The following is a 26,982-nucleotide window of genomic DNA, read 5'->3' as shown; positions in this document are numbered from 1 at the left end:
GATCGCTACAGCACTCCCTCCCAGAGCGCAAACCGCTCAGGCTGCGGGTGGGGTGCACAAAACAGAGTCTCACCCAAGTGCTGAAACGGCGGCTGTGCACCGGCATACGGCACCCATCCAGGGTTGCCATCCCGCGCAAACGCCACCCAGCGCTGCTGCAGTGCCTCGGCCAGCGCAGCGGGCGGCGTCGGCCCCGTGAGTTCCTGCCCTGTGGGCGTGTGGAGATTGCCGAACACAAACGGCAGCTCCACCCCATGCGCTGCGCCCAAGCGCCCACGCCACTGCGGCGAGGGCCAGGTGAATTCATAACCATGGGCGCTGCGGGCCCAGCGGTGGGCCAGCGCGGCAATGCGCTGCGCGGGCATGCGGTAGTAGTAGTCGGACTGCAGCGCACACAGCCATTCCCCGGGCGTTTGCTGGGCGAGCGGGAGCATGTGGCGCAGGGCCTCGGCGCTACTAGTGCTCAAGCCCACATCTTGCGCAAAGGCATGGACCTGCGCCTCCGTCACCCGGTCGATGGCACCGCCAGGCACGTGGTACAGGCGCATCTCCTGCGCGTTGCTGCCCACCAGCACCTGCAGGTCGGGCGGCTGAGCCGCCCACTGCTGCGCCAGCGCCTCCAACGGCGGTGCGGTGAGCACCCGTCCATCGACCACGGGCCGCAAGGGAAAGAAGTTGCGTCCGCCCAGCCCGTGCTGTTGCCGCAGGGCAGGCTCGGAGGCCAGCCGGTGTACGGCGTGCAGCACAGCAGCCTGCTGCGCCGCGCCCAGTGCAGCCAGGGTGGGCTCCACACCCGCCAGCACGGCCACGGCATGGCGCGCCGCAGCGGCCTCCTGCAAGGTCTGGCAGGCGACGCTGGGGCTTTGCAAAATGGCGCGCTGGAACAACCCACGCGAAGCGGGCATGCCCATCAGGCAGGCCAAGGCCCCGGCACCGGCCGACTGGCCGAACACCGTGGCGCGCCCCGCATCTCCGCCCCAGGCGTGGATATGGTCGCGCACCCACTGCAGTGCCATCAGCAGGTCCAGCAGGCCGCGATTGGCGGGCGCAGCGTGCTCCTCGCCTTCGAAGTGCAAAAACCCGTCAATGCCCAAACGGTACTGCACCGACACCACCACCACGCCGCGCCGCGCCAGCGCTGCCCCGTCATACAGCGGCTCGCTGGCCGCGCCGCGAAAGAAGCCTCCGCCATGCACCCAGACCATGATGGGCAGGTGGGCTCCTGGCTCGGCGGTTGGCGCCCACACATTGATCGCCAGGCAGTCGTCGCCCCCCAGCATGGGCGCATGGGCACGCGCGGTGCGGGCCAGCTGCGGTGCCATGGGCGCAAACGCGGTGGCATCGCGCACACCAGACCACGGCAATGTGGGCAACGGCGCCGCAAACCGCAGCGCGCCGCGTGGCGCTTGCGCGTACGGCATGCCACGGAACACACGCACGCCCTCCTCCCACAGGCCGCGCAGTTGCCCACCGTGGGCCAGCGTGACCTGAGGCTCTGCAGTGCCCGTCGTCATTCCGTGGCCAGGCCCAGCTTGTCGATCAGCGGGCGCCACACGGCCGCATCACGCGCCGCCCAGGTGCGCGCATCGGCAGGTGCGGTGGCAGTGAGCGTGACGTTCATGGCTTCAAGGCGGGTCTTGTACTGCGAATCGCCACCCCGACACTTCTCAGTGACCGCATTGAGCCGGTTCAGCAACTCGGGGGGCGTGCCGGCCTTGGCCACCACGGCAATCCACGCGGGCCGCGCCAGGTCGCTGCCGGCCGGCAAGGCTTCGGCGATGGTGGGCACTTCGGGCAGCAACGGCGAGCGCTGCGCACCAAACAGCGCCAGCGGCACCAGCTTGCCCGCCTTGACCTGTGCTGCTGCCGTGCCAATCACCAGCGTCATCGCGTGGATCTGCTGGCCCATGAGCGCGGTGAGGCCCGCGCCCTCACCCACAAAAGGCACATGGGTGCCGGGCACACCCAGCTTTTCTATCAACGCCGAGGTCAGCAGGTGCGCTGGGCTGCCCTTGCCCGGCGACCCGAAGTTGACCCCGCCCGGCGTGGACCGCGCCAGCTTTTGCAGATCGGCCAGGCTGGCAATGCCCTGCCCTGCGGGCGCTGCCAGCACCAGCGGCGATGTGCCCAGCACGGCCACGCCGTCAAAGTCGCGCAGAGGATCGTAGGGCTGCTGCTTGTAGACGTAGGGCGTGATGGTCATCTGCGACATGCCGATGCTCAGCAGGTTATAGCCATCGGCAGGCTGGGCCTTGAGGTAGTTGACAGCCAGGATGCCGTTGGCCCCGGGCTTGTTCTGCACCACGACGGGCTGACCCAACTCGCGCGCGGCGCAGTCGGCCCACACGCGGGTCATCGCGTCCGAGCCACTGCCGGGCGGCTGCTGGGCGATGAGCTGGATGGGTTTGACCGGGTAGGCAGCAGGCTGCTGCGCCTGGGCGCGACCGGCCAGGCAGGCGAGTGCGGCCAGCGCGACCATGCTTGGAACGCGCGTAAAAGCTGAGGTCATGGGTGTGTCTCCTGGTAATGTTTTCTTCGATGGATGTCCGCGATGCGTGGCGTGCAGGCGGGAGATGCCGCACGACAAGCAGGCAGACACAAGGGGTCAGCGACGGCGTGTACGTGCCTTGGTGGACACAGCGGCTGCCGTTGATGGCACAGCCGCTTCGCACCGGGTGGCAATCCAGTCGGCCAGGCAAGCCAGTTGTGCCTGCTGGACGGTATCGGGCACGGTGGGCGGTGCAGGCGCAAACAGCTGCAGCAGCCCCAGCCCGCGCAGCGACGACAGCACCAGGCCCAGCAGTCCATCGCGGTCGGGTTCTGCTGCCAGCTCGGGGAAGGCGCTGAAAAAGCCTTCGTGCATGCGCGCCTGCACGCTCTGGCGCAGCTCGGCAATGTGGCCCAGCACCTCGGGCTGGTTGCGGCAGCCCAGGTAGATGTTCCAGGCCACGATGAAACGCGGCTGCGCGTAGACCAGGCGCCACACCGCCTGCACAAACTTCGCCGCCCGCTCGCGCGCGGGCAGTGCCGCGCTGGGCCAGAATTCGCCCGAGCGCACGGTGGACTCGATCAGCTCGCTCAGCACGTTCATCATCAGCACCGCCTTCGACTCGAAGTGGTGCTGCACCGCGCCCGAGGTCATGCCCGCCGACTTGGCCAGCTCGTGGATGGACATCTCCTCCAGGCTGCGGTGCTGGATCACGTCGATGGCCGTGGCGATCAGGTGCTGGCGGGTGGCGGCGCTGCGCTCCGCATGGGTGCGGCGCGTCCCGGCCTTGGGGGAAACACGGTGGTTCATGGCGCTTTCACAATATACATTTCGAACGTAATGTATTTACACCCCCGCTGACCAGCAAGCCCGTGAATACCCGCATCCCCACCCGGGCCCAAGGTGGATCACCCAGGGCCCAGCCACGGGGCCGAACCTAGAATGCTTCTCACTGACCGCACCCACCGGAGACACACACCATGAACGCCCCCACCGCTACCGCCCACCTGCTGCCCGAAATCCAACTGCGCGACGTTCCGCAAGCCCTCATCGATGCGCTGCAGACCCGCTTTGGCGCGCAGTGCTCGCTGGCCCAGGCTGTGCGCGAGCAGCACGGGCGTGACGAAGGTTCGCTGCAGGCCCCACCGCCCAGCGCCGTGGTGTTTGCCGAAAGCACGCAGGACGTGGCCGATGCGGTGAAGCTGGCCAGCCAGTACGAAGTGCCCGTGATCCCCTACGGCGCGGGCTCGTCGCTCGAAGGCCACCTGCTGGCCGTGCAGGGCGGCATCAGCATCGACGTGAGCCGCATGAACCAGGTGCTCAGCATCAACGCCGAAGACCTCACGGTGACGGTGCAGCCCGGTATCACACGCAAGGCACTGAACGAAGCCATCAAGGACACCGGCCTGTTCTTCCCCATCGACCCCGGCGCCGACGCCAGCATCGGCGGCATGAGCGCCACGCGCGCCAGCGGCACCAACGCCGTGCGCTACGGCACCATGCGCGAAAACGTGCTGGCGCTGGAGGTGGTGACCGCCAGCGGCGAAGTCATCCACACCGGCACCCGCGCCAAGAAGAGCAGCGCGGGCTACGACCTCACGCGCCTGATGGTGGGCAGCGAAGGCACGCTGGGCATCATGACCGAGATCACTGTGCGCCTGTACCCGCTGCCCGAAGCCGTGAGCGCCGCCATCTGCTCCTTCCCCAGCATCGAAGCGGCTGTTCGCACCACCATCCAGACCATCCAGATCGGCGTGCCGATTGCGCGTGTGGAACTCATCGACCACCACACGGTGCGCATGGTGAACGCGCACAGCAAGCTGACCCTGCGCGAGGAACCCATGCTGCTGATGGAGTTCCACGGCTCACCCGCCAGCGTGAAGGAGCAGGCCGAGATGGTGCAAGACATCGCCAGCGAATTCGGCGGCCAGGCCTTCGAATGGGCCAGCACGCCCGAAGAACGCACCCGCCTGTGGACCGCGCGGCACAACGCCTACTTCGCCGCCGTACAAAGCCGCCCCGGCTGCCGCGCCATCAGCACCGACACCTGCGTGCCCATCAGCCGCCTGGCCGACTGCCTGCTCGAATCGGTTGACGAAGTGGAAGCCAGCGGCATCCCCTACTTCCTCGTCGGCCACGTGGGCGACGGCAACTTCCACTTCGGCTACCTCATCGACCCGAACAGCGCCGAAGAACGCACCAAGGCCGAGGCCATGAACCACACCCTGGTGGCCCGGGCCCTCAGCATGGGCGGCACCTGCACCGGTGAGCACGGCGTGGGCATCCACAAGATGGGTTTTTTGCTGGACGAGACCGGCACCGGCGCGGTGGACATGATGCGCGCCATCAAGCGGGCGTTGGACCCCAAAAATATTCTCAATCCTGGAAAGATTTTTGCGCTTTGAGACAGTGCCGAAGAGAGTCTGGCTACAGGTCGCCTGCGCCACATTCGTTCTCGGATAAGACAGTCCGGTTGGTTACCCTGCACCTGATGAGACCGTACACTGTTACATCTCACAGCCCAGTAGTAGTAATCATGAAAAGACCAATTAAAACCATGCTAGCCGCCTTGCTGATCAGCGGGACAGTTGCGCAAGCTGCGGTGACGGTGACGATTCAGCAAGTTGGTTCTAGTTTGGTAGTCAATTCAACAGGCACGCTGAATACCGCTGTTTGCACGGGGATAGGTGGCCCAACCGTCTCGAGCGCCAATGGCATGGATACGGGTGTCAACGCTGGCCTCGCATTCGGTGCAGTGGGATCATCGCAGCAGCAATGCCTTGGTACGACCATTACGCCCAATACTGACTTTGGCACGGGAGCGAGCCTTACAGGACCAACAAACGCCGGGGTCTCATACTTCTTTCAGCCCAACTTGGCATCAGGATTCTGGGGACCTACCGGTTGGACATCGGCCACCAACTTGGTAGCAACGATGACGTTCGCAGGTGCTACCCTTGCCAGTGCCGGGCTCACACCCGGTAGTTACGCTTACACGCTCAGCAATGGCGGGAGTTCGGACACCATCACATTGAACATTCTTGCCGCGAGCCCTGCGTCGATTCCTACACTATCAGAATGGGGTTTGATTGCGCTCGTTTCGGTATTGGGCTTGAGCGGCGTTGTCGGCATTCGACGTCATAACAGATCGCGATAGGTATCTACCACTTCGGGGCGACCAAGAAAAAGGCGATTGCACGAAGAACGTCATTGAGCGAGAGGCTTAGCTCAGCGAGTTGCAAAGCTTGAGGGGGCACGGACATATGACGATCGAGCGGAACTGGGCCTAGATGAACAGGACCCGGTGGTTGCGGAAGCCCCGACACAGACCGATCAACACTACGTGCATTGCACACGTTGCTTTCTCTGCTCCGCTCGTGAATAAACTCTGGACAGGACCTAGAGTGAGGCTCTCGTCGGTCATTGGGTCCGAAGCGGTAAGTGCAGCAGACGCCTCCGCAGCAAGCTCGTGCTCAAAGCACGCAGACATCAAACAGACCGGACACTCTCCGCTATGAACTAAATCGGTCAAGTCATACGCGGCTGCCACGAGCGTTAGGACACGCGGGAGTGCAAAAACGTTAGGGCGCCCCACAGTGGGTCGGCAGGTCCAGCGTGCCTACCACCCCCTGTGTGAACGTGCGCTCCTCGCGAAGAATGAAGCGCTTATCCTGCGCCAGTGCAAAGTTCGCACGGCCTTCCGGGTCTGCGCGCAGCCGCGCACGGTAGGCCTCGTAGGCGGCCAGGGACTCAAAGCCGATCAGGCCCCAGGCCTCGTAGTTGCTGCCTTCATGCGGCAGGAAGTAGCCCAGCAGATGGCCACCGCAGCGGGGAATGATCTGGCCCCAGCGGCGCGCGTATTCGGCAAACGCCTCGCGCTGAAAGGGATCGATTTCGTAGCGAATGAAGCAGGTGATCATGGCGTTCAGGAGTGGTTGGTGGACAAGGGCTTCACGATAGGCGGTTGACGGCTTCCAATGGTTCGCCCAAGATCGAACCATGAAAGACGGCCCCCACATCGCGCGCATTGCCGCGCTCATCGGCGACAGCGCACGCGCCGAAGTCCTCACCGCCCTGATGGCGGACCGCGCGCTCACAGCCACCGAGCTGGCTGACATTGCAGGCGTGACCAAGCAGACCATCAGCGCCCACCTCGCCAAGCTGCTGGATGCAGGCCTGATCGCCGTGGAGAGCCAGGGTCGGCACCGTTACTTCCGGCTGGCAGACCGCGATGTGGCGCACTTGCTGGAGTCACTGATGAACGTGGCGTTTCGCGCCGGTGCCGTGCGGCTGCGCGCCAGCCCCCGGGAGCCAGCACTGCGCCGCGCGCGCATGTGCTACGACCACCTGGCGGGCGAGGTGGGCGTGCAGTTTTATGAAGCGCTGGTGCGCCAGGGCATGCTGCAGGCCACGCCCCAGGGGACGATCCTCACGCCCGCTGGCGCGCGGTGGTTTGCGCACGTGGGTATCGACACATCCACACTGGCGCAGCAGCAACGCATGGTGTGCCGCCCCTGCCTGGATTGGAGCGAGCGCCGCCACCACCTGGGCGGCGCATTGGGCGCGGCGCTGCTGCAGCGCCTCTTCGAAGGGGGATGGGCACACCGCGCGCAGGGCTCACGCGTGGTGCACTTCACCCCCAAGGGCGAGCTGGCGCTGCGCCAGTGGCTGGCCACCCACCCGGATGCCCCGAACTCCAGTGCCGCACAAGGCCCCGCACCATGCTGAATACCCTGCTGCTTTTCATCGCCACGGCCCTCGCCGAAATCGTGGGCTGCTACCTGCCCTGGCTCTGGCTCAAGCAAGGCAAGCCCGCGTGGCTCCTGTTGCCTGCTGCAGCGAGCCTGGCCCTGTTTGCATGGCTCTTGACGCTGCACGATACCGCAGGCGCAGGCCGCGTGTATGCAGCCTACGGCGGGGTCTACATCGGGGTGGCACTGGTATGGCTGTGGGCGGTGGATGGCATCCGCCCCACGCCATGGGATGTAGCGGGCGTGCTGGTGGCGCTGGCAGGCATGGCGATCATCATGCTGCAACCTGCGCGCTGACGCCGACATGCGCCGTGGGCAAGGCGCTGACCAGCACCTCAGGAAGCGACTCAGTTCACCTTGATCAACCGCCAGTCGATGCGGTTGTCCGGCCGCTGCACCAGTTCCACGTTTTTCTTCATGGCCCAGGCCAGCATCTGGTTGTGCAGGGGGATATGGGCCACGGTGTCGTTCTGCAGCTGCAGGCCTTCGGTGAGCAGCCGGTTGCGCACGGGCAGGTCGGTCTCGGTCTTCACGCGGTCCACGATGTAGTCCATGCGCTCGTTGCTGTAGCGGCCCAGGTTGTAGTTGCCATCGCCCCCCGTGGTCTTGGTGCGGGTGAGCGATTGCAGCGTGTACAGCGCATCAAACGTGGGCACGCCCCAGCTCAGCAGCGCGATGCTGGCCTCGTGCCGCTGGGCCATGGGGTAGTAGCTCACGGCGGGCATGGTGCGCAGCTTGGCCTTGATGCCGATGCGCGACCACATGGCGGTGATCGCCTGGCACAGTTGCTCGTCCTGCACGATGGCGTTGTTGCTGCAGGCAAAGTCCACCTCAAAGCCGTCGCTGTAGCCGGCCTGCGTCAGCAGTTCTTTGGCGGCATTGGGGTCATAGGGCAGACGCTTGTCCACCGCCTCGGTCCACCCGTTGACCAGGGGCGACACCATCGCGCCCGTGGGTTTGGACATGCCGCGCATGGTCACGCGCTGCAGTGTTGCGCCATCGATGGCCTGGTACAGCGCCTTGCGCACGCGCAGGTCTTTCAGCGGATTCTTGCCTTTGATGTTGCTGCCCGCCAGTTCGTCGCGGAACTGGTCCATGGCCAGGTACACGGTGCGGTTTTCCACCATCTCCATGACCTTGAGGTTCGGGTTGGCCTTGATACGGCTCAGGTCCTGGATGCTGGTGTCGCGCACCATGTCCACCTCGCCGGACAGCAACGCGGCAATGCGCGTCGCCTCGGACTTGATGGGCAGGTAGGTGATCTCGGTCACGTTGCCCTCTACCTTGCCTGCGTTCCACCAGCCCGGATTGGCAGCGAACACAATCTTCTGGTCGGGCACCCATTCCTTGAGCACGTACGGGCCTGTCCCCATGGCGTTGCGGTGCGAATAGGTTTCGTCCTTGGCCTTGATGTCCTTGGGCTCCACCGCGTTGTTTTTCTCGGCCCAGGCCTTGCTCATCACGCGCAGCTCGGTCAGCTGGTTGAGCAGCACCGGGTTGGGGTTCTTCAGAAAGATGTCGATGGTCTCGCCATCCACCTTGGCAATGCGGTCCATGCCCTGGGTGTAGATGGCGTAGGTGGAGGTCTTGCTCATCGCACGCTGCAGCGAATACACGACGTCGTCCGCCGTCATGGCAGAGCCATCACTGAACTTCACGCCCTGGCGCAGCTTGAAGCGTATCTGCGTGGGGCTGACCAGCTGCCACGACGTGGCCAGCAGCGGCTCCACCCTGAGCGTGCGGCTGTTGAACATGACCAGCGACTCGTACACCGCAGCATGGATGCCGTTGCCCAGAGCGCTGTTCTGCGAATGGATGTCCATGGTCTGGATGTCGCTGGAGCCAGACCACTTGAAGGGTTTGGCCCAGGCATAGTTGGGCAGCAGGCAGGGGAGCAGTGCCACAGCGGCGATGGACACGGCTGGCAGGTATCTAGATAAAAGCGGGGAAGACAGCAGCTGCACAGATAACTCCTTGTGAATGAAAGGCAACACTTTGCAGCACATGAATGGGTCTGGAGACCATGGAAATCCCGGTAGGACACGTTGCTCAGCACCACAATCCGGTGCCCAACGATCTGCCCTATGAGCCGCACCTCCATCCGAACCGTGATCCTGTCCCTGGCGGGTGTAGCCTTCGCCGCCCTGTGTGGCCTGCTCATCACCATCGGCTACATATTTTCTATGGAGGATTTCGTGGCGCAGCCCGGATCTCCTGTTTACTACGCGGGCATATCGCGATTGATTCGAAGCCTGGGAGTACCGGAGGGTGCAGAGGATCAGGAATACTTCGGATCGGTGGGCGATGGCAACAAGCCGCCGCAATCGCAGCTTGGCTTCACCACGGCAGCTGGCGCAGGCGAACGGGTCTGGAATGCCTTGGATGCTCAACTCTTGGGCCAGGGGCTGCAGCACTCCACAGCATCCCATGACGGCACGGATCCCACACCCGCATACAGCACCAACCTGAGTACGGTGGTGCCTACCCTCCGTGAAGTGCAATACCGGTCGACACGAGGAGACTTGGTTGTATTGGGCATGCATGCACTGCCTAAGAACAACGGCCAGGCGACAGTGCGTTTCTCAATCACCCATTTCGACTGAAGCGCAGCCTGCCCTTGTTCAGGGCGCCGTCAAGGTCTGAGCAACGGGTACCGCGCCGCCGCTGCATCCGTCCCCACCTGCAGCAGGTTGATCACTCCCATAACATCGTCCACCAGCCACACAGCCTTCTCCAGCGCATCAGACTGCGCTTGCGACTGCACGCAGCCCTGGAGCGTCACCAGCCGCCGCTCGCCCAGCACCCACACGCTGGTGTCGTCAAAGCGGCCGTCCTGCTGGATGTAGCGCTGCACGCGCGGGATGATCTCGTCGTCGTACAGGTAGGAGTTGGGCAGGCGACAGCGCCCCACGCGGTGGCAGCTGCCGCCATGCTGAGAGCGCACATGCGCCAGTTCGCGCACCTCGGCCTCGGTGTACAGAGGCCCTTCGGGCACGGGGCATTGCGGGATGGCTTGGGTGACCTGGACGAAGGGGTCGTTGAAGGCGTTGGTGCGCGGCGCGGCGCCCGGAGAGACCTGGGCAGCGGCTGATGCGGCCACGAGGCCCAAAACCGGGCCGTAGAGCACGACAAAAAGCGACCGATACGACGGATACAAGCGCATGGATGAGTCCCTGGTTGCGGGTCTGGGCCGCAGGCGACCGCCATCGTACGGGCGTGGTTTTCTGCCGTAAAGACAGCCGACCTTGCGCAGAACGCGGCGCAGTCCTGCAGACGGCGCAACCGATGGCGGGATGATGGGCAGGGACGCGCCTTCAGCGGCACGGCCCAACAGCTCAATATGCTTCATTATTGATAGCAAATGAGACATGCAAAACCGGCGCTTGTGGCAGATTGGACGTCAAATGCGCCTGCAACACCCCACCGGGCAAACCCGGGCAGCCCCACCGGCTTTGCCTTGCCGCCTACGATGCCACACGCATGTCCTGCAACGAATTGATCGTCCACCGCCCCGAAGGCCTGTACTGCCCACCCGGCGACTTCTACATCGACCCCTGGCGGCCGGTGGAGCGTGCCGTGATCACGCACGCGCATTCGGACCATGCGCGCATGGGTTCGGCCCACTACCTGGCGCACCACGACAGCGCGGGCACGCTGCGCAACCGGCTGGGTGCGGACATCGCGCTGCAGACGCAGGCCTACGGCGAGGTCATTAACCACCATGGCGTGCGCGTTTCGCTGCACCCGGCCGGGCACGTGCTGGGGTCGGCCCAGGTGCGCGTCGAACAAGGTGGCCAGGTGTGGGTGGCCTCGGGCGACTACAAGCTGGAAGACGATGGCACCTGCCCGCCGTTCGAGCCGGTGCGCTGCCACACCTTCATCACCGAATCGACCTTCGGCCTGCCGATCTACCGCTGGCCTGCGCAGCCCGTGCTGTTTGCAGATATCAATGCCTGGTGGGCTGCCAATGCAGCGGCGGGCAAGGCCAGCGTGCTGTATGCCTACGCCTTCGGCAAGGCGCAGCGGCTGCTGCACGGGGTGGATGCCAGCATCGGGCCCATCGTAGCGCATGGGGCGGTGGAGCCGCTCAACGCCGTTTATCGCGCGGCGGGCGTGGACCTGCCGCCCACGCTGCGCGTGACGGACCCTGGCCTCACCAAGGCCGATCTGAAACGCGCGCTGGTGCTGGCGCCGCCCTCGGCAGCGGGCACACCCTGGCTCAAGCGGTTTGGCGAACACTCCGACGCGTTTGCCAGCGGCTGGATGCTGGTGCGCGGCGCACGCCGACGCCGGGGGGTGGACCGGGGCTTTGTGATGAGCGACCACGCCGACTGGCCCAGCTTGCAAAAAGCCATTGGCGCCACGGGCGCGGAGCGCATCATCGTGACGCATGGCAGCACGGCCGTGATGGTGCGCTGGCTGTGCGAGCACGGGCTGGACGCCCAGGTGTTCGCCACCGAATACGGCGCCGATGACAACGAGGACGATGCAGGGGCGGCGCCTGAGGTGCCAGGCAGCACACCTACACCCGAGGCAGCCGCATGAAGGCCTTTGCCCAGCTGTTCCAGGCGCTCGACGCCACCACCGCGCAGTCGGCCAAACTCGCGGCACTGGTGGCTTACCTGCGCGTGGCACCGGCCGCCGATGCAGCCTGGGCCACCTACTTTCTCGCAGGCGGCAAACCCCGACAGATGGTGCCCACCAAGCGCCTGAAAGCGCTGGCGCAAGAGGCCGCTGGCCTGCCCGAGTGGCTGTTTGAAGAAAGCTACCAGGCCGTGGGCGACCTGGCCGAAACGTTGGCCCTGCTGCTACCCCCGCCTGCCCAGCCCACCGAGCTGGCATTGGCCGATTGGATGGCCCAGCTGCTGCCCCTGCGAACCCTGCCGCCCGATGAGGCCGATACCCGTCTGCGCACGCAATGGGACAGGCTGGCACCTGAGAAGCGCTTTGTGTACTTCAAGCTCATCACCGGCAACTTCCGCGTGGGGGTGTCGCGCCTGCAGGTGACGCAGGCGCTGGCCACGGTGAGCGCGCTGGACCCCAAGCGCATCGCCCACCGGCTGATGGGCTACACGCAGATCAGCCGGCAGCCGCAGGCCAGCGACTACCAGGCGCTGATCGCGCCGGTGGATGACGATGCAACTACGCAGGATGCTGCCGATGCGGGCCAGCCCTACCCGTTCTTCCTGGCCCACCCGTTCAACCAGCCTGTGGCCGAGATGCCTGCACTGCTGGGCACGCCCAGTGACTGGCTGGTGGAATGGAAGTGGGACGGCATCCGCGCGCAGATCGTGCGCCGGGGCGGTGCGGTGTGGATCTGGTCACGCGGCGAAGAGCTGGTGACCGACCGCTTCCCCGAACTGGCCGAGGCCGCGATGGAGCAGCTCCCTGACGGCACAGTGGTCGATGGCGAGATCCTGGTGTGGCTGCCGGGCGAGCCCCAGCCCCGCCCCTTTGCCGACCTGCAAAAGCGCCTGGGTCGCAAGACGCTGACCCCCAAGCTGCTGCGCGAGCTGCCTGTGGTGCTGGTGGTCTACGACCTGCTGGAGCACGCAGGGCAGGATGTACGCACGCAGACCCAGCAGGAACGCCGCGCGCTGCTTGAGGCCATGCTGCAGCAACCCGATGACACCGCCATCGCTCCCCCGCCCCACAAGGCCCTGCGCCTGAGCGCACTGCTGCAAGGTACCGACTGGCAAGACCTGGCACGCCAGCGCGAGGCCGCGCGCAGCATGGGCACCGAGGGCTTCATGCTCAAGCACCGCAGCGCCCACTATGGCGTGGGCCGCACCAAGGATGTGGGAGTGTGGTGGAAGTGGAAGATCGACCCCATGAGCGTGGACGCGGTGCTCATCTACGCCCAGCGCGGCCACGGCCGCCGCGCAAGCCTCTACACCGACTACACCTTTGCCGTGTGGACCGGGCCGCAGGACGACCCGGACCGGCAACTGGTGCCTTTTGCCAAGGCCTATTCGGGCCTGACGGATGCCGAGATTGCGCAGGTGGATGCCATCATCCGCAAGACCACGCGCGAGAGCTTTGGGCCCGTGCGCAGCGTGGACGCGACGCTGGTGTTTGAGCTGGGCTTCGAAGGCATTGCGCGCAGCCCGCGCCACAAGAGCGGCATTGCGGTGCGCTTTCCGCGCATGCTGCGCTGGCGGCAAGACAAACCCGTGGCCGAGGCCGATACCTTGCAAACGCTGATGGCACTGCTGCCGGGGCAGGACGCGGCCATATGAGCACGACACGCCGCCCGCGCAAGCCCCTGCCCCCGGTGGCACCGAGTGCCGCAGCCGCCTGGATGGCGGCGCGCGGGTGGCAGCCCTTCGGCTTCCAGCAAGGCGTGTGGCGCGCGATGGGCGAGGGCCGCTCGGGGCTGCTGCATGCCACCACGGGCGCGGGCAAGACCTATGCGGTGTGGCTGGGCGCGCTGCAGCACCTGGCACGGGCCGGTACTGCACCGGCGACTGAAGAAGCCCCCACCGCCCGCACCGCCTTGCGCACGCGCCGCGCTGCGGCACCACCGCTCACCGTGCTGTGGATCACGCCCATGCGTGCACTCGCTGCCGATTCGCTGCGCGCCCTGCAGGCACCGCTGCCCGAACTGGCCCCCACCTGGACCAGCGGCCTGCGCACCGGCGACACCGCCAGCGGCGAACGCGCCGCGCAAGACCGCCGTCTGCCCACGCTGCTGGTGACCACGCCCGAAAGCGTGTCGCTGCTGCTGGCCCGCGCCGATGCGCGTGAGCGCCTGGCCAGCGTGCGCCTGGTGGTGGTGGACGAATGGCACGAGCTGGTGGGCAACAAGCGCGGCGTGCAGGTGCAGCTGGCGCTGGCGCGCCTGTCGGGCTGGAACCCGGCGCTGCAGGTGTGGGGTATGTCGGCCACGCTGGGCAACCTGGAGGAGGCGCTGCACACCTTGCTGCCGCAGCCCGTGCTGGACGGGTCACAGCCACCGCCCGCCGTGCTGGTGCAGGGCCGCATCGACAAACGGCTGGATGTGCAGGTGATGCTGCCCGCGCGGGCCGACCGCTTTGCGTGGGCGGGCCACATGGGGCTGAGCCTGCTGCCGCAGGTGGTGCAGTCGATCGAAGCGGCGGCGTCCACCTTGGTGTTCACCAACACCCGGTCGCAAGCAGAGCGCTGGTACCAGGCGCTGCTGGAGGCACGGCCCGACTGGGCGGGCGCCATCGCGCTGCACCATGGGTCGCTGGGGCACGAGGTGCGCGACTGGGTGGAGCACGGCCTGAAGGCCGGGCAGCTCAAGGCCGTGGTGTGCACATCGAGCCTGGACCTGGGCGTGGACTTTTTGCCGGTGGAGCAGGTGCTGCAGATCGGTTCGGCCAAGGGCGTGGCGCGGCTGGTGCAGCGTGCGGGCCGCTCGGGCCATGCGCCGGGGCGCAGCTCCAGCATCACGCTGGTGCCCACGCACAGCCTGGAGCTGGTGGAGGCCGCCGCCGCGCGCCACGCCCTGGCGCAGGGCCGCATTGAGGACCGGCACACTCCGCGTGCGCCGCTCGACGTGCTGGTGCAGCACCTGGTCACCGTGGCGCTGGGCGGCGGCTTTGTGCCCGATGCGCTGCTGGCCGAAGTGCGCCGCGCACCGGCCTATGCCGCATTGGCTTACAACGACTGGCAATGGACGCTGCAGTTCGTGCGCCAGGGCGGCGCATCGCTGGCCACCTACCCGGACTTTCACCGCGTGGTGCCCGACGACGAAGGTATCTGGCGCGTGCCCGATGCCCGCCTGGCGCGCCGCCACCGCAGCAACATCGGCACCATCGTGAGCGATGCCAGCATGCAGGTGCAGTTTGTGAGCGGCGGGCGCCTGGGGTCGGTGGAAGAGAGCTTTATCGCCCGGTTGCGCAAGGGCGATGTGTTCATGTTTGCAGGCCGGCTGCTGGAGCTGGTGCGCACCCAGCAGATGACGGCCTATGTGCGCATCGCCCCCAGGGGCAGCGCCGCACTGCCGCGCTGGAGTGGCGGGCGCATGCCGCTGTCGAACACGCTGGCCGATGCGATGCTGGAACAGCTGGCGCAGGCCGAGCACGGCGAATTCACCACGCCCGAGATGCGCTGCGTCCGGCCACTGCTGGAGCTGCAGCAGGCCTGGTCGGCCCTGCCCACCCCGGGCCGCCTGGTGGCCGAAACCCTGCACACGCGCGAGGGCTGGCACCTGTACCTGTACCCGCTGGCGGGGCGCCTGGTGCACCTGGGGCTGGCCGGTCTGCTGGGCTGGCGTGCGTCGCAGCAGGTGCCCAACACCTTCTCCATCGCGGTCAACGACTATGGGCTGGAGCTGCTGTCGGCCAAGCCGGTGGACTGGGCCACGCTGCTGCCGCGGCTGATTGGCGAAGGCACGCACACCACCATCGGTCGCGGGCTCGAAGACGAAGTGCTGGCCAGCCTGAACGCCACCGAGATGGCGCGCAGGCGCTTTCGCGAGATCGCGCGCATCGCGGGCCTGATCTTTCAGAGCCACCCGGGCGAGCAGCGCAGCAGCCGCCAGCTGCAGGCTTCGTCGTCGCTGTACTACGACGTGTTTGCGCAGTACGACCCCGACAACCTGCTGCTGGCCCAAGCACGCGCCGAGCTGCTGACGAACGAGCTGGACATGGACCGGCTGGCCCGCACGCTGCGCGGCATGCAGGCGCAGACCCTGTCCATCCACGCCCTGGAGCGCCCCACCCCGTTTGCCCTGCCGCTGATGGTGGAACGCTTTCGCGAGCGCCTGAGCACCGAGACCCTGGCCGACCGGCTGGCGCGCATGGTGCAGGCGCTGGAGCAGGCGGCCGACGCGACCACGGGCACCCACCTGGCGCAGCACGCGGTGCAGTCCACAGATATGGCGTGGGACCTGCCCGATAGCTCCGGCGCCCGCACACAACGCGCGCGCCGTGCAGCGGGCGGGGACACCCCCCGCCGCACCCGCAGACGCCACGGATTCTGAGGACGATGACCACGCTCCCCCTTCACACCGCAGCCCTAGGAACGCCGGCTGTCCCTACGCTCCTCGTCGGTGCGCACGCCATTACCCTGCCCTGCGGCACCGCACTGCAACTGCTGCCCCAGCGCGCCCTGTGGTGGCCCGCCGCGCACATGGTGCTGGTGGCGGATGTGCATTTCGGCAAGGCCGCCACCTTCCGCCGCGCGGGCCAGCCGGTGCCCCACGGCACCACGGCCGACAACCTGGCGCGGCTGGACGCGGTGCTCGCTGCCACCGGCGCCGATCACCTGGTGTTTCTGGGTGACTTCCTGCACGCGCGCAGCGGCGCGGCCGATGCGCTGTGGCAGCAGCTGCTGCCCTGGCGCCAGCGCCATGCCCGTATGGCGATGACCCTGGTGCGCGGCAACCATGACCAACATGCGGGCGACCCACCGGCCGCGCTGGCAGTGGCGCTGGTCAACGAGCCCTGGTTGCCCTGTGCCGATGCGCCGGTGCTGGCCTGTCACCACCCGCAGGCTGTGGCAGGCCACACGGTGCTCGCCGGGCATCTGCACCCCACGCTGCGGCTGCGCGGCCCGGCGCGCGATGCACTGCGGGCGCCTTGCTTTGGCTGGGGCGACGGGCAGTTGATCCTGCCCGCCTTCGGGGCTTTCACCGGCACGGCACCCGACACCCTGCCCGCGCACTGGACGCAGTTTGCCGTCCTGCCTGGCCGCGTGTTGGCGGTTCCTGGGGGGAGTTCCTAGGGTCTGCGGGGGGTGGCGCGCGAGCGCCAACGGGGTCAAACTGCAGAAGGCCGCAGGGTGATTACCACCTATTTGGTGAAAAAAAGTGCCCTGGGCTTATGATAATTTTGCATTGTGAGATTCGATTGCAAAAACAGCGGGCAGTGACAGCCCCGAGCAAGGAGAATCAGAGAGCATCCGCGTTTGGCCCCGCTGCGACGCAGCCGGGGGCATCTACCTACTCTGTTTCGTGAGACAAGCCATGACGACCCAGCAACCTTCCATCATCTACACCCTGACCGACGAAGCACCCCGTCTGGCCACGGCTTCCTTCCTGCCCATCATTCGCACGTTTGCGGCACCGGCAGGCATCAACGTGCTGGAGAGCGACATCTCGGTGGCAGCGCGCATCCTGGGTGAGTTCTCCGACTACCTGACCGAAGAACAGCGCGTGCCCAACAACTTGGCCGAGCTGGGCAAGAAGACGCTGCAGCCCGATGCCAACATCATCAAGCTGCCCAACATCTCCGCGTCCGTGTCGCAGCTCAAGGCAGCCATCGCCGAGCTGCAGGCCAAGGGCTACGCCCTGCCCGACTACCCGGACCAGCCCAAGGACGACAAAGAGAAAGAAATCAAGGCCCGCTACAGCAAGTGCACCGGCTCGGCCGTGAACCCCGTGCTGCGCGAAGGCAACTCCGACCGCCGTGCGCCCAAGGCCGTGAAGGAATACGCCCGCAAGAACCCGCACAGCATGGCCGAGTGGAGCCAGGCCTCGCGTTCGCATGTGTCGCACATGCACGCCGGCGACTTCTACCACGGCGAAAAGTCCATGACGCTGGACCGCGCCCGTGACGTGAAGATGGAGCTGATCACCAAGAGCGGCAAGGCCATCGTCTTGAAGCCCAAGGTCAGCCTGCTCGACCGCGAAGTGATCGACAGCATGTTCATGAGCAAGAAGGCGCTGCTGGAGTTCTACGAGAAGGAAATCGAAGACGCGCGCAAGACCGGCGTGATGTTCTCGCTGCACGTGAAGGCCACGATGATGAAGGTGTCCCACCCCATCGTGTTCGGCCACTGCGTGCGCATCTTCTACAAGGACGCGTTCGCCAAACACGCCAAGACCTTTGAAGAGCTGGGCGTGAACGTGAACAACGGCATGGTGGACCTGTACACCAAGATCGAGACCCTGCCGCAAAGCCAGCGCGACGAGATCAAGCGTGACCTGCACGCCTGCCACGAGCACCGTCCCGAGCTGGCCATGGTCGACTCGGCCAAGGGCATCACCAACTTCCACTCGCCCAACGACATCATCGTGGACGCCTCCATGCCCGCCATGATCCGCAACGGCGGCAAGATGTGGGACGCCAACGGCCGCCTGAAGGACGTGAAGGCCGTGATGCCCGAATCGACCTTCGCCCGCATCTACCAGGAGATCATCAACTTCTGCAAATGGCACGGCGCGTTCGACCCCAAGACCATGGGCACGGTGCCCAACGTGGGCCTGATGGCCCAGCAAGCCGAGGAATACGGCAGCCACGACAAGACCTTCGAGATCCCCGAAGACGGCGTGGCCAACATCACTGACCTGGCCACCGGCGAAGTGCTGCTGAGCCAGAACGTGGAGCAAGGCGACATCTGGCGCATGTGCCAGGTGAAGGACGCCGCGATCCGCGACTGGGTGAAGCTGGCCGTGAACCGCGCCCGCAACTCCGGCATGCCCGTGGTGTTCTGGCTCGACTCGTACCGTCCGCACGAAGCGCAGCTGATCACCAAGGTCAAGATGTATCTGCACGAGCACAACACCACCGGCCTGGACATCCAGATCATGAGCCAGGTGCGTGCGATGCGCTACACGCTGGAGCGCGTGATCCGTGGCCTGGACACCATCAGCGCCACCGGCAACATCCTGCGCGACTACCTGACCGACCTGTTCCCCATCATGGAACTGGGCACCTCGGCCAAGATGCTGTCCATCGTGCCTTTGATGGCCGGCGGCGGCATGTACGAAACCGGCGCGGGCGGCTCGGCGCCCAAGCACGTGCAGCAGCTGGTGGAAGAAAACCACCTGCGCTGGGATTCGCTGGGTGAATTCCTGGCGCTGGCCGTGTCGCTGGAAGACCTGGGCCTGAAGACCGGCAACGGCAAGGCCAAGATCTTGGCCCAGACGCTGGACGCCGCCACAGGCAAGCTGCTGGACAACAACAAGAACCCCTCGCCAAAGACCGGCCAGCTGGACAACCGTGGCAGCCAGTTCTACCTGGCCCTGTACTGGGCGCAAGAGCTGGCCACGCAAACGGCCGATGCCGAACTGGCCCAACTGTTCGCCCCACTGGCCAAGCAACTGGCCGACAACGAGCAGACCATCGTGGCCGAACTGGCTGCCGTGCAGGGTGCACCCGCCGACATCGGTGGCTACTACCTGCCCGACGTGGCCAAGCTGGACGCCGTGATGCGCCCCAGCAAGACGCTGAATGAAGCCCTCAAGGCCGTGGCGGCCTGAGTCCGGCCCCACCGCTGCAGCGGCCCTGTGCTGCAGCGGCAAATGAAAAAGGCCCCGCTCTGCGGGGCCTTTTTTCATGGCGCGGCGGGAACCGCAAGAAAAAACAATCTACGGCCGCTCGCGGTCGGCCACGCGGGTATTCAGCGCCGCCGGCACATAGCCAGGCAGGAAGGCGCAGCCCTTGCCGAACGTGGCCTCCATGCCTGCGCACTGCTGCGCAATGCCCTCGGGCGTGGGCTTGTCGCCCGCGTCCACCCAACGCAGCAGCGCGGTCATGAGCGTGGGGTAGGTGGGGTCGCTCAGGTAGCTGTGGGTGTTGTGCTGGGTGAAGGTCTGCACCAGGCGCGCCGCACTGCCGCCTTGCGCCATGGTGGCCCGGAAGGCCGCGTCCAGCTCGACAAAGGCCGTGGGGTCGTCCACGCCTTTCACGGTGAGCACGGGCACGGGGATGCGGCCGGTCAGGTCGGTGTCCTGCGCAAAGCGGGCCACGGCGGCGGGGTCTGCACGGTAGCGCAGCACGGCGGCGTTCAGAGCTGCGTCGTCGGGCGAGCCCTGGTACGACACCCCCCGGTTGCCAAACGGACTGGCGCCGCCCGTGCGGTGCTGCACCACGTCGCGGAAGTGGAAGGTGGCCCAGTTCATGTGGCCCTGGATGGAGCTGGCCGGGATGCGGATCACATCCACGATGGTTTTGACTTTGCGCTGCTGCTCGGGCGTGCGCTCGGCCACCGGCTTGTTCAGCGCCAGGCATTCGTTCACGCGTGCGGCCAGGTCCGCCTGGGTCATCGCCGCATCGGCAGGCAGGCCGATGTTCAGCGGGTACTGCACCTCGGTGGGCCGGGGGTGGTTGTTGCATAGGTACTGGTAGACCACGCGCAGGTCGGTGCGAAAGTCGTAAGAGCGCGTTCCGCCCGCCAGCACGCCGCTGGTGAGCAGCACGGCGTCGTAGGGGCGCTTGCCATCGGCCGTGGTCTGGAACATCTCAGCCCCCTTGGCCGCCACGCTGGCGCCCCAGGACTGGCCGTGCAGGATGGTGCGCTGCGGCTGGGCGACGTGGCGCACGAAGATCTGGCGCAGCCGCTCGGTGTCCTCGGCCGCGGCACGCACCTCCACACCGCCCTGGCGGAAGGTGCTGCCCGCCCAGGCGTACCCCGCGCGGACCATGATGGCCCAGCGCTCCAGGTCCTCCACCGACCGCTCCATCTTCGGCGCGCCCAGTGCCGGGCCTCCGTGGGCGTGCAGCACCAGGTGGCCGTTCCACTGCTGAGGCACCGCCACCAGGTAATACGCACCGGCCGAGTCCTTGCCCGACAGGCAGCGGGCGATGGGCGCCAGGTCCTTGGGGCACGGGGTGGCCGTGGGCGCGGCCTCGGCCGTGGCACTCACCGGCGCCGAAGCTGGTGGTTGTGTGGGCACCGGCGCGCAGGCAGAAAGCAGGCAGGTCACGCCGGCCAGCGCCAAGGCTGGCAGGGTGCGTGGTGTGGCACGGGGGGTAGGCATGGGTCGGGTCTCCGTTGTCTTTTTTGTCCGCGCTGGGCGTCGAGTTAAATACTACAAGTTTGATAGCATCTCAGTCATGATTCACTAGCGCTACGGGCCATTTTTACCCATATCTGCATGCTTGACCCCACACGGCAGCACCCAGGGCACCTTGGCGCCCCGGGACAGGGCTCAGGGTCAGAACTTGCCCATATAGTCGCGCTTGCCCAGTTCCACGCCGTTGTGGCGGGCGATGGCGTAGGTCGCGTTCACGTGGAAGAAGAACTGGGGCAGGCCGTAGTGCAGCAGGTAGTGTTCGCCCACAAACTGCTTTTCGCGCGGCGTGCCGGGCTGGATGGTGATCTGGCGCGTGGCAGCCTCGGCAAACGCGGCCTGCGGCAGGCTGTCGATGAACGCCAGCACGGTGCTGATGCGCTCGTTCAGGTCGGCAAAACCGGGGCGCTCGGCGTCGGGCAGCGAAGGCACCTCCACACCGGCCAGGCGCGCGGCCACGCCCTTGGCAAAGTCGCAGGCGATCAGCACCTGGCGGGCCATGGGAAACATGTCGGGGAACAGTCGGGCCTGCAGCAATGCGTCCGGCTCGATCTTGCGGGCAGCGGCATGGGCCTCGGTCTTGGCCAGGATGTCTTGGAGCGAGCCCAGCATCTGGCGAAAGACAGGGATGCTGGCGTTGTACATGGGGTTCGTCATGGGCGGTGTCCTGGAAGTGCGTTGAAAACAAAGGGCGCCGTTGCGGACCCTGCCAAACAGGGCCCCGGCGCCACCGACCGCGATTGCAACACAGGCCCGCGCGGCGTGCTGGGCGCCGTACAGAGCCCCCGCCCCGTGGCCCCTTCAGGCCGCTGCCGGCACGGGCCGTGCCGCCCGCGCTGCCACGCCCACCCCCACGAGCGCCGCCGACACCACGCTCAGGCCCAGCGTCACGGCCGAGCCGTAGAAGATGCCCGCCGTCATGCCGTGGTCCAGCATGGCGCCAAACACCGGCGCCGCCAGGCAAAAGCCCAGGTCCAGCCCCGAGTACACCGTGCCATACACGCGGCCCGTGGCACCGGGGGGCGCGGCGCGCTTGATCAGCATGTCGCGCGAGGGGCCCGCCAGGCCCGTGCCCAGCCCCGCCACCGAGGCCACCACCAGCGCCGCCATGCCGGGCAGCAGCCCCGAGGCCACCACCACCAGCAGCGCGGCCGAGCCCAGCAGGCACACGGAGATGATCTTCTCCAGCCGCTGCACACGCCCCACCAGAAAGCCGCCCACCAGCATGCCTGCCGCGCCACACAGCATGTAGCCCGTGACCACCATGGCCGTCACGCTCAGCGGCAGGCCGTACATGGACTGCAGCGCCGGGCTGGCAAAGCTCTGGATGGCGCTGAGTGCGCAGGTGCTCCAGAAGAAGAACGAGAAACACAGCCACACCGAAGGCAGCTTGAGGAAGGCCATGGGGTGCTCGGGCTTCACCGCCGCCGCGCCGCCCTTGGCCTGGTGGGCCCAGGCTCCCTGGCGGTCGTCAATGGCATCGCGGTTCCACACCATGATGGCCAGCACCGTGAGGGCCAGCAGCGCGCCGCACAGGCAGGCCGTGCGCCACGAGCCCGTAGCGGTAGCAATGCCCGCCATGAACACCGGCGCCGTCGCCCAGCCCAGGTTGCCGCTGATGCCGTGCACCGAGAAGCCATGCCCCAGGCGCTGGGGCGACACACGCTTGTTCAGAATCGTGAAGTCCACCGGGTGGAACGGCGCATTGCCCAGCCCGGCCAAAGCCGCCGCGAGCAGCAGGCCCGTGTAGCCCTGCGCCGTGCCAGCCGCCAGGCCTGCGGCGGCAAAGCTCGACAGCGCAAAAAACATCACCGGCCGCGCGCCCACACGGTCCACCAGGAAACCCGACAGCGCCTGGCCCACGCCCGAGATCACGAAGAACACCGACACCAGCAGGCCCAGCTCGGAATAACTGAAGCCGAACTCCCCGATCAGCCACGGAAACAGAGGCGGCAGCAGCATGTGAAAGAAATGCGAGCTGCCGTGGGCCAGACCGATCAGGCCGATGGTGCGGGCGTCCTGCCGCAGGGGGACGGGGTTGGCAGTCGTGGCGGTAGCGCCGGAGGTGGAAGCAGTCATGGGTTGGATCTTAGGCAGCATGCCCTCGGCAGGTTTACGATAGACGGCCAATTTCTATCGCAAACATGCCAAACCCACCCACCAGGCCCCCCACCCCTACCGAACCGGTGGTGGAACACTTCGCCGCCGAGGTCGTGCCTCGCGCCCAGGCCGGCAAGCCGCGCGGGATGTCGTACGTGGACTCGCTCACGCCCGAGCTTTTTGTGCCCACCGCCGCCCGCCCGGTGCGCGCCAAGCTGCGCTGGCTGGCCGCCGACACGCAGGTGATGCCCCACAGCCACCCCTGGGCACAGGTGGCGATATCGACCACGGGCGTGATCCGGCTCACAGTGAACCACGGCACCTACATCGTGCCGCCCTCGCGCGCGCTGTGGATTCCGCCCGGTGTGGAACATGCCGTGACCATGGTGGAAGACGCCGACCTGCGCACGCTCTACTTCCACCAGCCCCGGGGGCGCTGCGGCCCCGGCGTGCCGCGCGACCAGGAAGACGCATGGCGCCAGTGCCGCGTGCTGGAGGTGTCCGACCTGCTGCGCGCCCTGGTGCGCGAGATGCCTACCACGCCCGATGGTGGCGCCGCGATCAGCCCCGCCGACCTGCGGCGCGAGCAGCACCTGAGCGCCCTGGTGCGCGACGAACTGGCCCGCGCCGCCGCCGTGAAGCTGGGCGTGGACCTGCCCCAGGACAAGCGCCTGCGCCACCTGTGCGAGGCCGTGTTGGCCGACCCCACGCGCCACGACACCCTGGCCGACTGGGCGCAGGACACGGGCGCCAGCCCCCGCACCGTGGCACGCCTGTTTCGCTCCGAGCTGGGCAGCACCTTCACCCAATGGCGCCAGCAGGTGATCCTGGCCAAGGCCGTGTCGCTGGCCGCCGGCCGCATGCCCATGGGCCAGATCGCCGCCGAGCTGGGCTACAGCGCCAGCGCCTTCAGCGCCATGGTGCGCAAGTCGGTGGGGCAGCCGCCGGGGCGGTTTCTGGGGCAGCAGCAGCCGGCGGCTGCGGTCCCGTAGCCCCGTGCGGTGCGTGCAGCCGAAGCTGCCGGGCGTTATGGGATGACTTCGCCGCACGGGGCCTTGGCCAGGGTGTACGGGAGCTCGGTGAGCCCTATCTGCCTGCTATTGCCCCTGTGTGCTAGAACCATATGCCCAGGCAGCTATGAAAAAGTGAGCATTCAGATACCCCGATGACTGCAGCGCGCCGCGACTGCCGCTAAGGTGTCGGCCTGTTCGCCCCACCCTGCCGAGCCCCATGACCACTCCACAGCCCCCACACACCTTCCACAGCTACGAACCCCGCCTGGGCCACGGCCTGCCGCACGACCCGTTCAACGCCATCGTGGGGCCGCGCCCCATTGGCTGGATTTCCACGCAAAGCGCCACGGGCACGACCAACCTCGCGCCCTACAGCTTCTTCAACGCCTTCAACTACGTGCCCCCCATCGTGGGCTTTGCCAGCATTGGCTACAAGGACACAGTACGCAACGTGCAGGCCACGGGCGAGTTCGTGTGGAACCTGGCCACCCGCGACCTGGCCGAGGTGATGAACCAAAGCTGCGCCGCCGTGCCACCTGAAGTGAGCGAGTTCGACCTGACCGGTCTGACCCCCCTGCCCTCCACCCGCGTGCGCCCCCCACGCGTGGCCGAAAGCCCGGTCACCTTTGAATGCCGCAGCACGCAGATCCTGCAGCTGCAGGGGGTGGACGGGGCCCCGGTGGACACTTGGCTGGTGCTGGGCGAGGTGGTGGCCGTGCACATCGATCAGGCGCTGCTGAAGGGCGGCGTGTACGACACCGCGAACGCGGGGCACATCCTGCGCGGCGGCGGTCCGGCGGACTATTTCACAGTGGGGCCGGAGCAGCTGTTCAGGATGTATCGGCCCCGTTGAGTTCCAGGCGCTCAGCGCTGCAGCGGGGCGCACAGCCCGCCCTGGGGGGGGCGTGCCCATTGTTCCAGCCAGGCCCAGACGCGCTGCACGCCATCTGCCGGGTGCTCGCCGTCTGCTACCCGCTGTTGCAGGCCATGGTCTGCCCCTGGGAGTCGGCGTACGCACCAACCGGCAGGTGAACGCGGCGCCGCCCGTTTCGCAAACAGTTCGTAGGCCTGCGCAGGCACCAGCGCATCTTCAGCCCCCCACACCTGTAACACCGGCCAGGGGCTGTCGATGAGCGGCTGCGCCACTGGCCAGTGCCACAGGTCGCGCCAATAACCCAGGCTGCGCCCTTGCACCACCACGCTGTCGTGGGGGGCCCCTGCCACGAGCTGCCCCAGCGCGGTCCAGTCGCCCTCTGCACCCATGCGGCGGGCTTGCAGTGCCCCTGCCTCCTGGGGGTCCAGGCCGCTGGCCCCAATGAGCACCAGACCGGCCAGATGGGGCACCTCAGGGGCCAGCGCGGGCAGTAGCTCGGCCCCTTCAGAGATACCCACGAGCAGCTGCGGCACGGCGGGCTGGCCCTGGCGCTGCAGTGCATCTGCAAGCAGCGCCGCGCGCGCCTGGGCGAACCAGGTGGAGTGGCGGTCTTGCAGCACAAATGGGTGGGGGCAGTCGGCGGGCTTTGTCTGTGACTGGGGATCGACCCCGGGCTTGTGCAGCACCAGCACCTGCGCGTGCAGCAGGCCGGCAAAGTAACGGTCCGCGATGGGACCCATGCCCGCGCAGCCCGAGCCAGGGATGACGATCACGCGGTAACGCAGCGGCGCGGTGCGCTCCGCGCGCTGCAGGGTCTGGAGCACAGCACCGCCCACGCCCGGCATGGCCCGCAGAATGAACCCTGCGTCCTGCGCTGGGCCCTGCTCGACGGCGATCCCTTGAAGGTCTGCCTGTGCCGCAGCAGCGCCTTCAGGTGCGCGCGGGGCCGTACAACCCACCAGCGCCATGGCCAGGGCGGCAGACGCAAAAAAGGCCAGCGCAGGGCTGGCCTTGGGGAGGACGGGCACCGCACTGGCCGGTGCCCGCAAGGGCTGCGGGTGCACGGTGGGACGCACTGCGGCTTACTTGAGGATCAGCACCTGCTCGGGCTGCTGCGGTTGCGGCACGGGCATGGGCTGGCCGCCTTGTTGGTAAACCACCGGTGGGCGCACGCCGCGCGCCAAGTTGGCGTCGGTGTAGCCCAGTTGCACCGCGAGCTGCTGGTACACGTCCTGCGCCAACGACAGCGAGGTTTCGCGCATCACCTTGGCCCGGTTGGGGGGCGCAATGTCGCCACGGATCGACAGGATCTTGGTGTCGTTGCCTTCGCCCTGGGCGGAGAACGCGGCCTTGATCTCGTAGGTCTTGGTGTTGATGAGCGAGAAGTCGGCCAGGAGCTGCAGGCCGTACTGGCGCGTGGCGCTGGTGGTGCCCTGCAGGGGCGAGAGCGCGTCGGTGAACTCGATGCTGGACACCACGCCAAACAGCACGTAGTCGGCGCCGTTGAACTCGCCCTTCTTGATGCGGGTGATCACGTCGTTGACCTGGGGCTGTGCCTGGGGCGTGGCCATCTTGCCGCCCTGCACCTGGTTGAGCACCTGCTCGGCCTTGCTGGGCTGGGGCTTGCCAGCGTCAAAGCCCTTGCCCTGCACCAGACGGAAGTACGTGCCCTGCAGGATGGCGCCCTTGATGTCGTTGGTGTAGCCGCCCAGCTCGCGCTGCTCGATGTAGCTGTAGCGCCCGGCCACATAAGTGCCGCTGGCCTGCTCGGACGCCTGCATGGACTGCTGGCCGGAGTACGAGCCCCCGCCGCCGTACATGCCATGGCTGTGGCTGCCGCCCTGGCTGACCTGGGCGCTCATCTGGCTGCTGCGCTGGTAGGTGCCGGCCATGAAGTATTCGGACACGCGCTGGGCATAGGCCAGGTCGGTCACGGCGATCTTGGGCGCGGCGCCGGGCTGCTGCGCCTGCGCGCCCGTGCCCCAGGCCAGCGTGGTGGCCGCGATCACGGCCAGGGCCGTGTGGAGGGTGATTCTGCGTTGCATGGTGTG

General features: G+C 67.0%; 23 protein-coding genes. 12 read left to right on the top strand and 11 right to left on the bottom strand.

Annotated elements, in window-relative coordinates; all coding sequences use genetic code 11:
- Positions 1-5: 5 nt before the first annotated feature.
- The 3 genes from ACTJKQ_RS06815 to ACTJKQ_RS06805 all read right to left on the bottom strand — a co-directional run bounded on the left by ACTJKQ_RS06815 (position 6) and on the right by ACTJKQ_RS06805 (position 3,298).
- Positions 6-1,514 (bottom strand): carboxylesterase/lipase family protein, encoded by a 1,509-nt coding sequence (locus tag ACTJKQ_RS06815; protein WP_440596406.1) that lies wholly within the window; start codon positions 1,512-1,514, stop codon positions 6-8.
- Positions 1,511-2,509, bottom strand: coding sequence for a Bug family tripartite tricarboxylate transporter substrate binding protein (locus ACTJKQ_RS06810; RefSeq protein ID WP_440596405.1), 999 nt, complete (start codon positions 2,507-2,509; stop codon positions 1,511-1,513). The genes ACTJKQ_RS06815 and ACTJKQ_RS06810 overlap by 4 nt, the downstream gene beginning before the upstream one ends.
- A gap of 96 nt (positions 2,510-2,605) precedes the next feature.
- Positions 2,606-3,298, bottom strand: a complete 693-nt coding sequence (locus ACTJKQ_RS06805; protein WP_436076619.1) for a TetR/AcrR family transcriptional regulator — start codon at positions 3,296-3,298, stop codon at positions 2,606-2,608.
- A 170-nt stretch (positions 3,299-3,468) separates the two neighbouring features.
- Between ACTJKQ_RS06805 and ACTJKQ_RS06800 the strand changes: the two genes are divergently transcribed.
- Positions 3,469-4,893 carry an FAD-binding oxidoreductase gene (locus ACTJKQ_RS06800; protein ID WP_440596404.1) on the top strand — a complete coding sequence of 475 codons (1,425 nt, stop codon included), beginning with the start codon at positions 3,469-3,471 and terminating at the stop codon, positions 4,891-4,893.
- Positions 4,894-5,024: 131 nt separating this feature from the next.
- Positions 5,025-5,645 (top strand): IPTL-CTERM sorting domain-containing protein, encoded by a 621-nt coding sequence (locus ACTJKQ_RS06795; RefSeq protein ID WP_288851739.1) that lies wholly within the window; start codon positions 5,025-5,027, stop codon positions 5,643-5,645.
- A 424-nt stretch (positions 5,646-6,069) separates the two neighbouring features.
- Here ACTJKQ_RS06795 and ACTJKQ_RS06790 read toward each other — a convergent pair whose 3' ends face one another.
- The gene (locus ACTJKQ_RS06790; protein ID WP_440596403.1) at positions 6,070-6,408 is read right to left on the bottom strand and encodes an NIPSNAP family protein; all 339 of its coding nucleotides are present in this window, start codon (positions 6,406-6,408) and stop codon (positions 6,070-6,072) included.
- Between the two features lie 79 nt (positions 6,409-6,487).
- On the opposite strand from ACTJKQ_RS06790, the gene ACTJKQ_RS06785 reads away from it, so the two are divergent.
- Together ACTJKQ_RS06785 and ACTJKQ_RS06780 are read left to right on the top strand one after the other, a co-directional pair.
- Positions 6,488-7,216, top strand: coding sequence for an ArsR/SmtB family transcription factor (locus ACTJKQ_RS06785; protein WP_440596402.1), 729 nt, complete (start codon positions 6,488-6,490; stop codon positions 7,214-7,216).
- Positions 7,210-7,536 carry a YnfA family protein gene (locus ACTJKQ_RS06780; RefSeq protein WP_209816647.1) on the top strand — a complete coding sequence of 109 codons (327 nt, stop codon included), beginning with the start codon at positions 7,210-7,212 and terminating at the stop codon, positions 7,534-7,536. Before ACTJKQ_RS06785 ends, ACTJKQ_RS06780 begins: the two co-directional genes overlap by 7 nt.
- A 50-nt stretch (positions 7,537-7,586) precedes the next feature.
- Here the strand turns inward: ACTJKQ_RS06780 and ACTJKQ_RS06775 are convergent, their stop codons facing one another.
- Positions 7,587-9,062: an ABC transporter substrate-binding protein gene (locus tag ACTJKQ_RS06775; RefSeq protein ID WP_440596525.1), complete on the bottom strand. Its 1,476-nt coding sequence runs from the start codon at positions 9,060-9,062 to the stop codon at positions 7,587-7,589.
- A gap of 261 nt (positions 9,063-9,323) precedes the next feature.
- Here ACTJKQ_RS06775 and ACTJKQ_RS06770 point away from each other — a divergent pair, with 261 nt between their 5' ends.
- Positions 9,324-9,842 (top strand): hypothetical protein, encoded by a 519-nt coding sequence (locus ACTJKQ_RS06770; protein WP_440596401.1) that lies wholly within the window; start codon positions 9,324-9,326, stop codon positions 9,840-9,842.
- 29 nt (positions 9,843-9,871) lie between these two features.
- On the opposite strand, the gene ACTJKQ_RS06765 is transcribed toward ACTJKQ_RS06770, so the two are convergent.
- Positions 9,872-10,402: a BON domain-containing protein gene (locus ACTJKQ_RS06765; protein WP_440596400.1), complete on the bottom strand. Its 531-nt coding sequence runs from the start codon at positions 10,400-10,402 to the stop codon at positions 9,872-9,874.
- Positions 10,403-10,719: 317 nt separating this feature from the next.
- On the opposite strand from ACTJKQ_RS06765, the gene ACTJKQ_RS06760 reads away from it, so the two are divergent.
- The 5 genes from ACTJKQ_RS06760 (at position 10,720) to ACTJKQ_RS06740 (ending at position 19,411) form a co-directional block, all read left to right on the top strand.
- On the top strand, positions 10,720-11,784 hold the full coding sequence (locus ACTJKQ_RS06760; protein ID WP_440596399.1) for a ligase-associated DNA damage response exonuclease: 1,065 nt from the start codon (positions 10,720-10,722) through the stop codon (positions 11,782-11,784).
- Entirely contained in the window at positions 11,781-13,478 is a 1,698-nt protein-coding gene (locus ACTJKQ_RS06755; RefSeq protein WP_440596398.1) for an ATP-dependent DNA ligase, read from the top strand. Before ACTJKQ_RS06760 ends, ACTJKQ_RS06755 begins: the two co-directional genes overlap by 4 nt.
- Positions 13,475-16,189 carry a ligase-associated DNA damage response DEXH box helicase gene (locus ACTJKQ_RS06750; RefSeq protein WP_440596397.1) on the top strand — a complete coding sequence of 905 codons (2,715 nt, stop codon included), beginning with the start codon at positions 13,475-13,477 and terminating at the stop codon, positions 16,187-16,189. The genes ACTJKQ_RS06755 and ACTJKQ_RS06750 overlap by 4 nt, the downstream gene beginning before the upstream one ends.
- Before the next feature lie 5 nt (positions 16,190-16,194).
- Positions 16,195-16,932: a ligase-associated DNA damage response endonuclease PdeM gene (pdeM, locus tag ACTJKQ_RS06745; RefSeq protein ID WP_440596396.1), complete on the top strand. Its 738-nt coding sequence runs from the start codon at positions 16,195-16,197 to the stop codon at positions 16,930-16,932.
- Between the two features lie 241 nt (positions 16,933-17,173).
- Positions 17,174-19,411, top strand: a complete 2,238-nt coding sequence (locus tag ACTJKQ_RS06740; protein WP_121941539.1) for an NADP-dependent isocitrate dehydrogenase — start codon at positions 17,174-17,176, stop codon at positions 19,409-19,411.
- A 108-nt stretch (positions 19,412-19,519) separates the two neighbouring features.
- On the opposite strand, the gene ACTJKQ_RS06735 is transcribed toward ACTJKQ_RS06740, so the two are convergent.
- From ACTJKQ_RS06735 to ACTJKQ_RS06725, 3 genes are all read right to left on the bottom strand, one after another.
- Positions 19,520-20,911: a hypothetical protein gene (locus ACTJKQ_RS06735; protein ID WP_440596395.1), complete on the bottom strand. Its 1,392-nt coding sequence runs from the start codon at positions 20,909-20,911 to the stop codon at positions 19,520-19,522.
- A gap of 177 nt (positions 20,912-21,088) precedes the next feature.
- The gene (locus tag ACTJKQ_RS06730; protein WP_440596394.1) at positions 21,089-21,601 is read right to left on the bottom strand and encodes a DUF1993 domain-containing protein; all 513 of its coding nucleotides are present in this window, start codon (positions 21,599-21,601) and stop codon (positions 21,089-21,091) included.
- A 144-nt stretch (positions 21,602-21,745) separates the two neighbouring features.
- A complete protein-coding gene (locus ACTJKQ_RS06725) occupies positions 21,746-23,023 on the bottom strand; it encodes an MFS transporter (RefSeq protein WP_440596393.1) in 1,278 nt (425 codons plus the stop codon).
- Positions 23,024-23,088: 65 nt separating this feature from the next.
- Here ACTJKQ_RS06725 and ACTJKQ_RS06720 point away from each other — a divergent pair, with 65 nt between their 5' ends.
- Both ACTJKQ_RS06720 and ACTJKQ_RS06715 read left to right on the top strand, forming a co-directional pair.
- Positions 23,089-24,036 carry an AraC family transcriptional regulator gene (locus tag ACTJKQ_RS06720; protein WP_440596392.1) on the top strand — a complete coding sequence of 316 codons (948 nt, stop codon included), beginning with the start codon at positions 23,089-23,091 and terminating at the stop codon, positions 24,034-24,036.
- Between the two features lie 238 nt (positions 24,037-24,274).
- Entirely contained in the window at positions 24,275-24,910 is a 636-nt protein-coding gene (locus ACTJKQ_RS06715; protein WP_440596391.1) for a flavin reductase family protein, read from the top strand.
- An 11-nt stretch (positions 24,911-24,921) separates the two neighbouring features.
- Here the strand turns inward: ACTJKQ_RS06715 and ACTJKQ_RS06710 are convergent, their stop codons facing one another.
- A complete protein-coding gene (locus ACTJKQ_RS06710; RefSeq protein ID WP_440596390.1) occupies positions 24,922-26,007 on the bottom strand; it encodes an alpha/beta fold hydrolase in 1,086 nt (361 codons plus the stop codon).
- A 6-nt stretch (positions 26,008-26,013) separates the two neighbouring features.
- The gene (locus ACTJKQ_RS06705; protein WP_440596389.1) at positions 26,014-26,976 is read right to left on the bottom strand and encodes a hypothetical protein; all 963 of its coding nucleotides are present in this window, start codon (positions 26,974-26,976) and stop codon (positions 26,014-26,016) included.
- Between the last annotated feature and the right edge of the window lie 6 nt (positions 26,977-26,982).

Source organism: Acidovorax sp. 22279 (genome assembly GCF_052045435.1).
GTDB classification, from domain to species: Bacteria; Pseudomonadota; Gammaproteobacteria; order Burkholderiales; family Burkholderiaceae_C; genus Acidovorax; species Acidovorax delafieldii.
This window is presented reverse-complemented; position numbering and strand designations above follow the sequence as displayed.

What these genes read in the sequence shown, in the direction of transcription:
- ACTJKQ_RS06765 (WP_440596400.1), bottom strand. Translation starts at nt 10,402, where the DNA reads ATGCGCTTGTATCCGTCGTATCGGTCGCTTTTTGTCGTGCTCTACGGC.
- ACTJKQ_RS06750 (WP_440596397.1), top strand. Translation starts at nt 13,475, where the DNA reads ATGAGCACGACACGCCGCCCGCGCAAGCCCCTGCCCCCGGTGGCACCG.
- ACTJKQ_RS06725 (WP_440596393.1), bottom strand. Translation starts at nt 23,023, where the DNA reads ATGACTGCTTCCACCTCCGGCGCTACCGCCACGACTGCCAACCCCGTC.
- ACTJKQ_RS06815 (WP_440596406.1), bottom strand. Translation starts at nt 1,514, where the DNA reads ATGACGACGGGCACTGCAGAGCCTCAGGTCACGCTGGCCCACGGTGGG.
- ACTJKQ_RS06705 (WP_440596389.1), bottom strand. Translation starts at nt 26,976, where the DNA reads ATGCAACGCAGAATCACCCTCCACACGGCCCTGGCCGTGATCGCGGCC.
- ACTJKQ_RS06795 (WP_288851739.1), top strand. Translation starts at nt 5,025, where the DNA reads ATGAAAAGACCAATTAAAACCATGCTAGCCGCCTTGCTGATCAGCGGG.
- ACTJKQ_RS06735 (WP_440596395.1), bottom strand. Translation starts at nt 20,911, where the DNA reads ATGCCTACCCCCCGTGCCACACCACGCACCCTGCCAGCCTTGGCGCTG.
- ACTJKQ_RS06800 (WP_440596404.1), top strand. Translation starts at nt 3,469, where the DNA reads ATGAACGCCCCCACCGCTACCGCCCACCTGCTGCCCGAAATCCAACTG.
- ACTJKQ_RS06780 (WP_209816647.1), top strand. Translation starts at nt 7,210, where the DNA reads ATGCTGAATACCCTGCTGCTTTTCATCGCCACGGCCCTCGCCGAAATC.
- ACTJKQ_RS06740 (WP_121941539.1), top strand. Translation starts at nt 17,174, where the DNA reads ATGACGACCCAGCAACCTTCCATCATCTACACCCTGACCGACGAAGCA.
- ACTJKQ_RS06715 (WP_440596391.1), top strand. Translation starts at nt 24,275, where the DNA reads ATGACCACTCCACAGCCCCCACACACCTTCCACAGCTACGAACCCCGC.
- ACTJKQ_RS06785 (WP_440596402.1), top strand. Translation starts at nt 6,488, where the DNA reads ATGAAAGACGGCCCCCACATCGCGCGCATTGCCGCGCTCATCGGCGAC.
- ACTJKQ_RS06805 (WP_436076619.1), bottom strand. Translation starts at nt 3,298, where the DNA reads ATGAACCACCGTGTTTCCCCCAAGGCCGGGACGCGCCGCACCCATGCG.
- ACTJKQ_RS06770 (WP_440596401.1), top strand. Translation starts at nt 9,324, where the DNA reads ATGAGCCGCACCTCCATCCGAACCGTGATCCTGTCCCTGGCGGGTGTA.
- ACTJKQ_RS06730 (WP_440596394.1), bottom strand. Translation starts at nt 21,601, where the DNA reads ATGACGAACCCCATGTACAACGCCAGCATCCCTGTCTTTCGCCAGATG.
- ACTJKQ_RS06720 (WP_440596392.1), top strand. Translation starts at nt 23,089, where the DNA reads ATGCCAAACCCACCCACCAGGCCCCCCACCCCTACCGAACCGGTGGTG.
- ACTJKQ_RS06755 (WP_440596398.1), top strand. Translation starts at nt 11,781, where the DNA reads ATGAAGGCCTTTGCCCAGCTGTTCCAGGCGCTCGACGCCACCACCGCG.
- ACTJKQ_RS06760 (WP_440596399.1), top strand. Translation starts at nt 10,720, where the DNA reads ATGTCCTGCAACGAATTGATCGTCCACCGCCCCGAAGGCCTGTACTGC.
- ACTJKQ_RS06775 (WP_440596525.1), bottom strand. Translation starts at nt 9,062, where the DNA reads ATGGACATCCATTCGCAGAACAGCGCTCTGGGCAACGGCATCCATGCT.
- pdeM (WP_440596396.1), top strand. Translation starts at nt 16,195, where the DNA reads ATGACCACGCTCCCCCTTCACACCGCAGCCCTAGGAACGCCGGCTGTC.
- ACTJKQ_RS06790 (WP_440596403.1), bottom strand. Translation starts at nt 6,408, where the DNA reads ATGATCACCTGCTTCATTCGCTACGAAATCGATCCCTTTCAGCGCGAG.
- ACTJKQ_RS06810 (WP_440596405.1), bottom strand. Translation starts at nt 2,509, where the DNA reads ATGACCTCAGCTTTTACGCGCGTTCCAAGCATGGTCGCGCTGGCCGCA.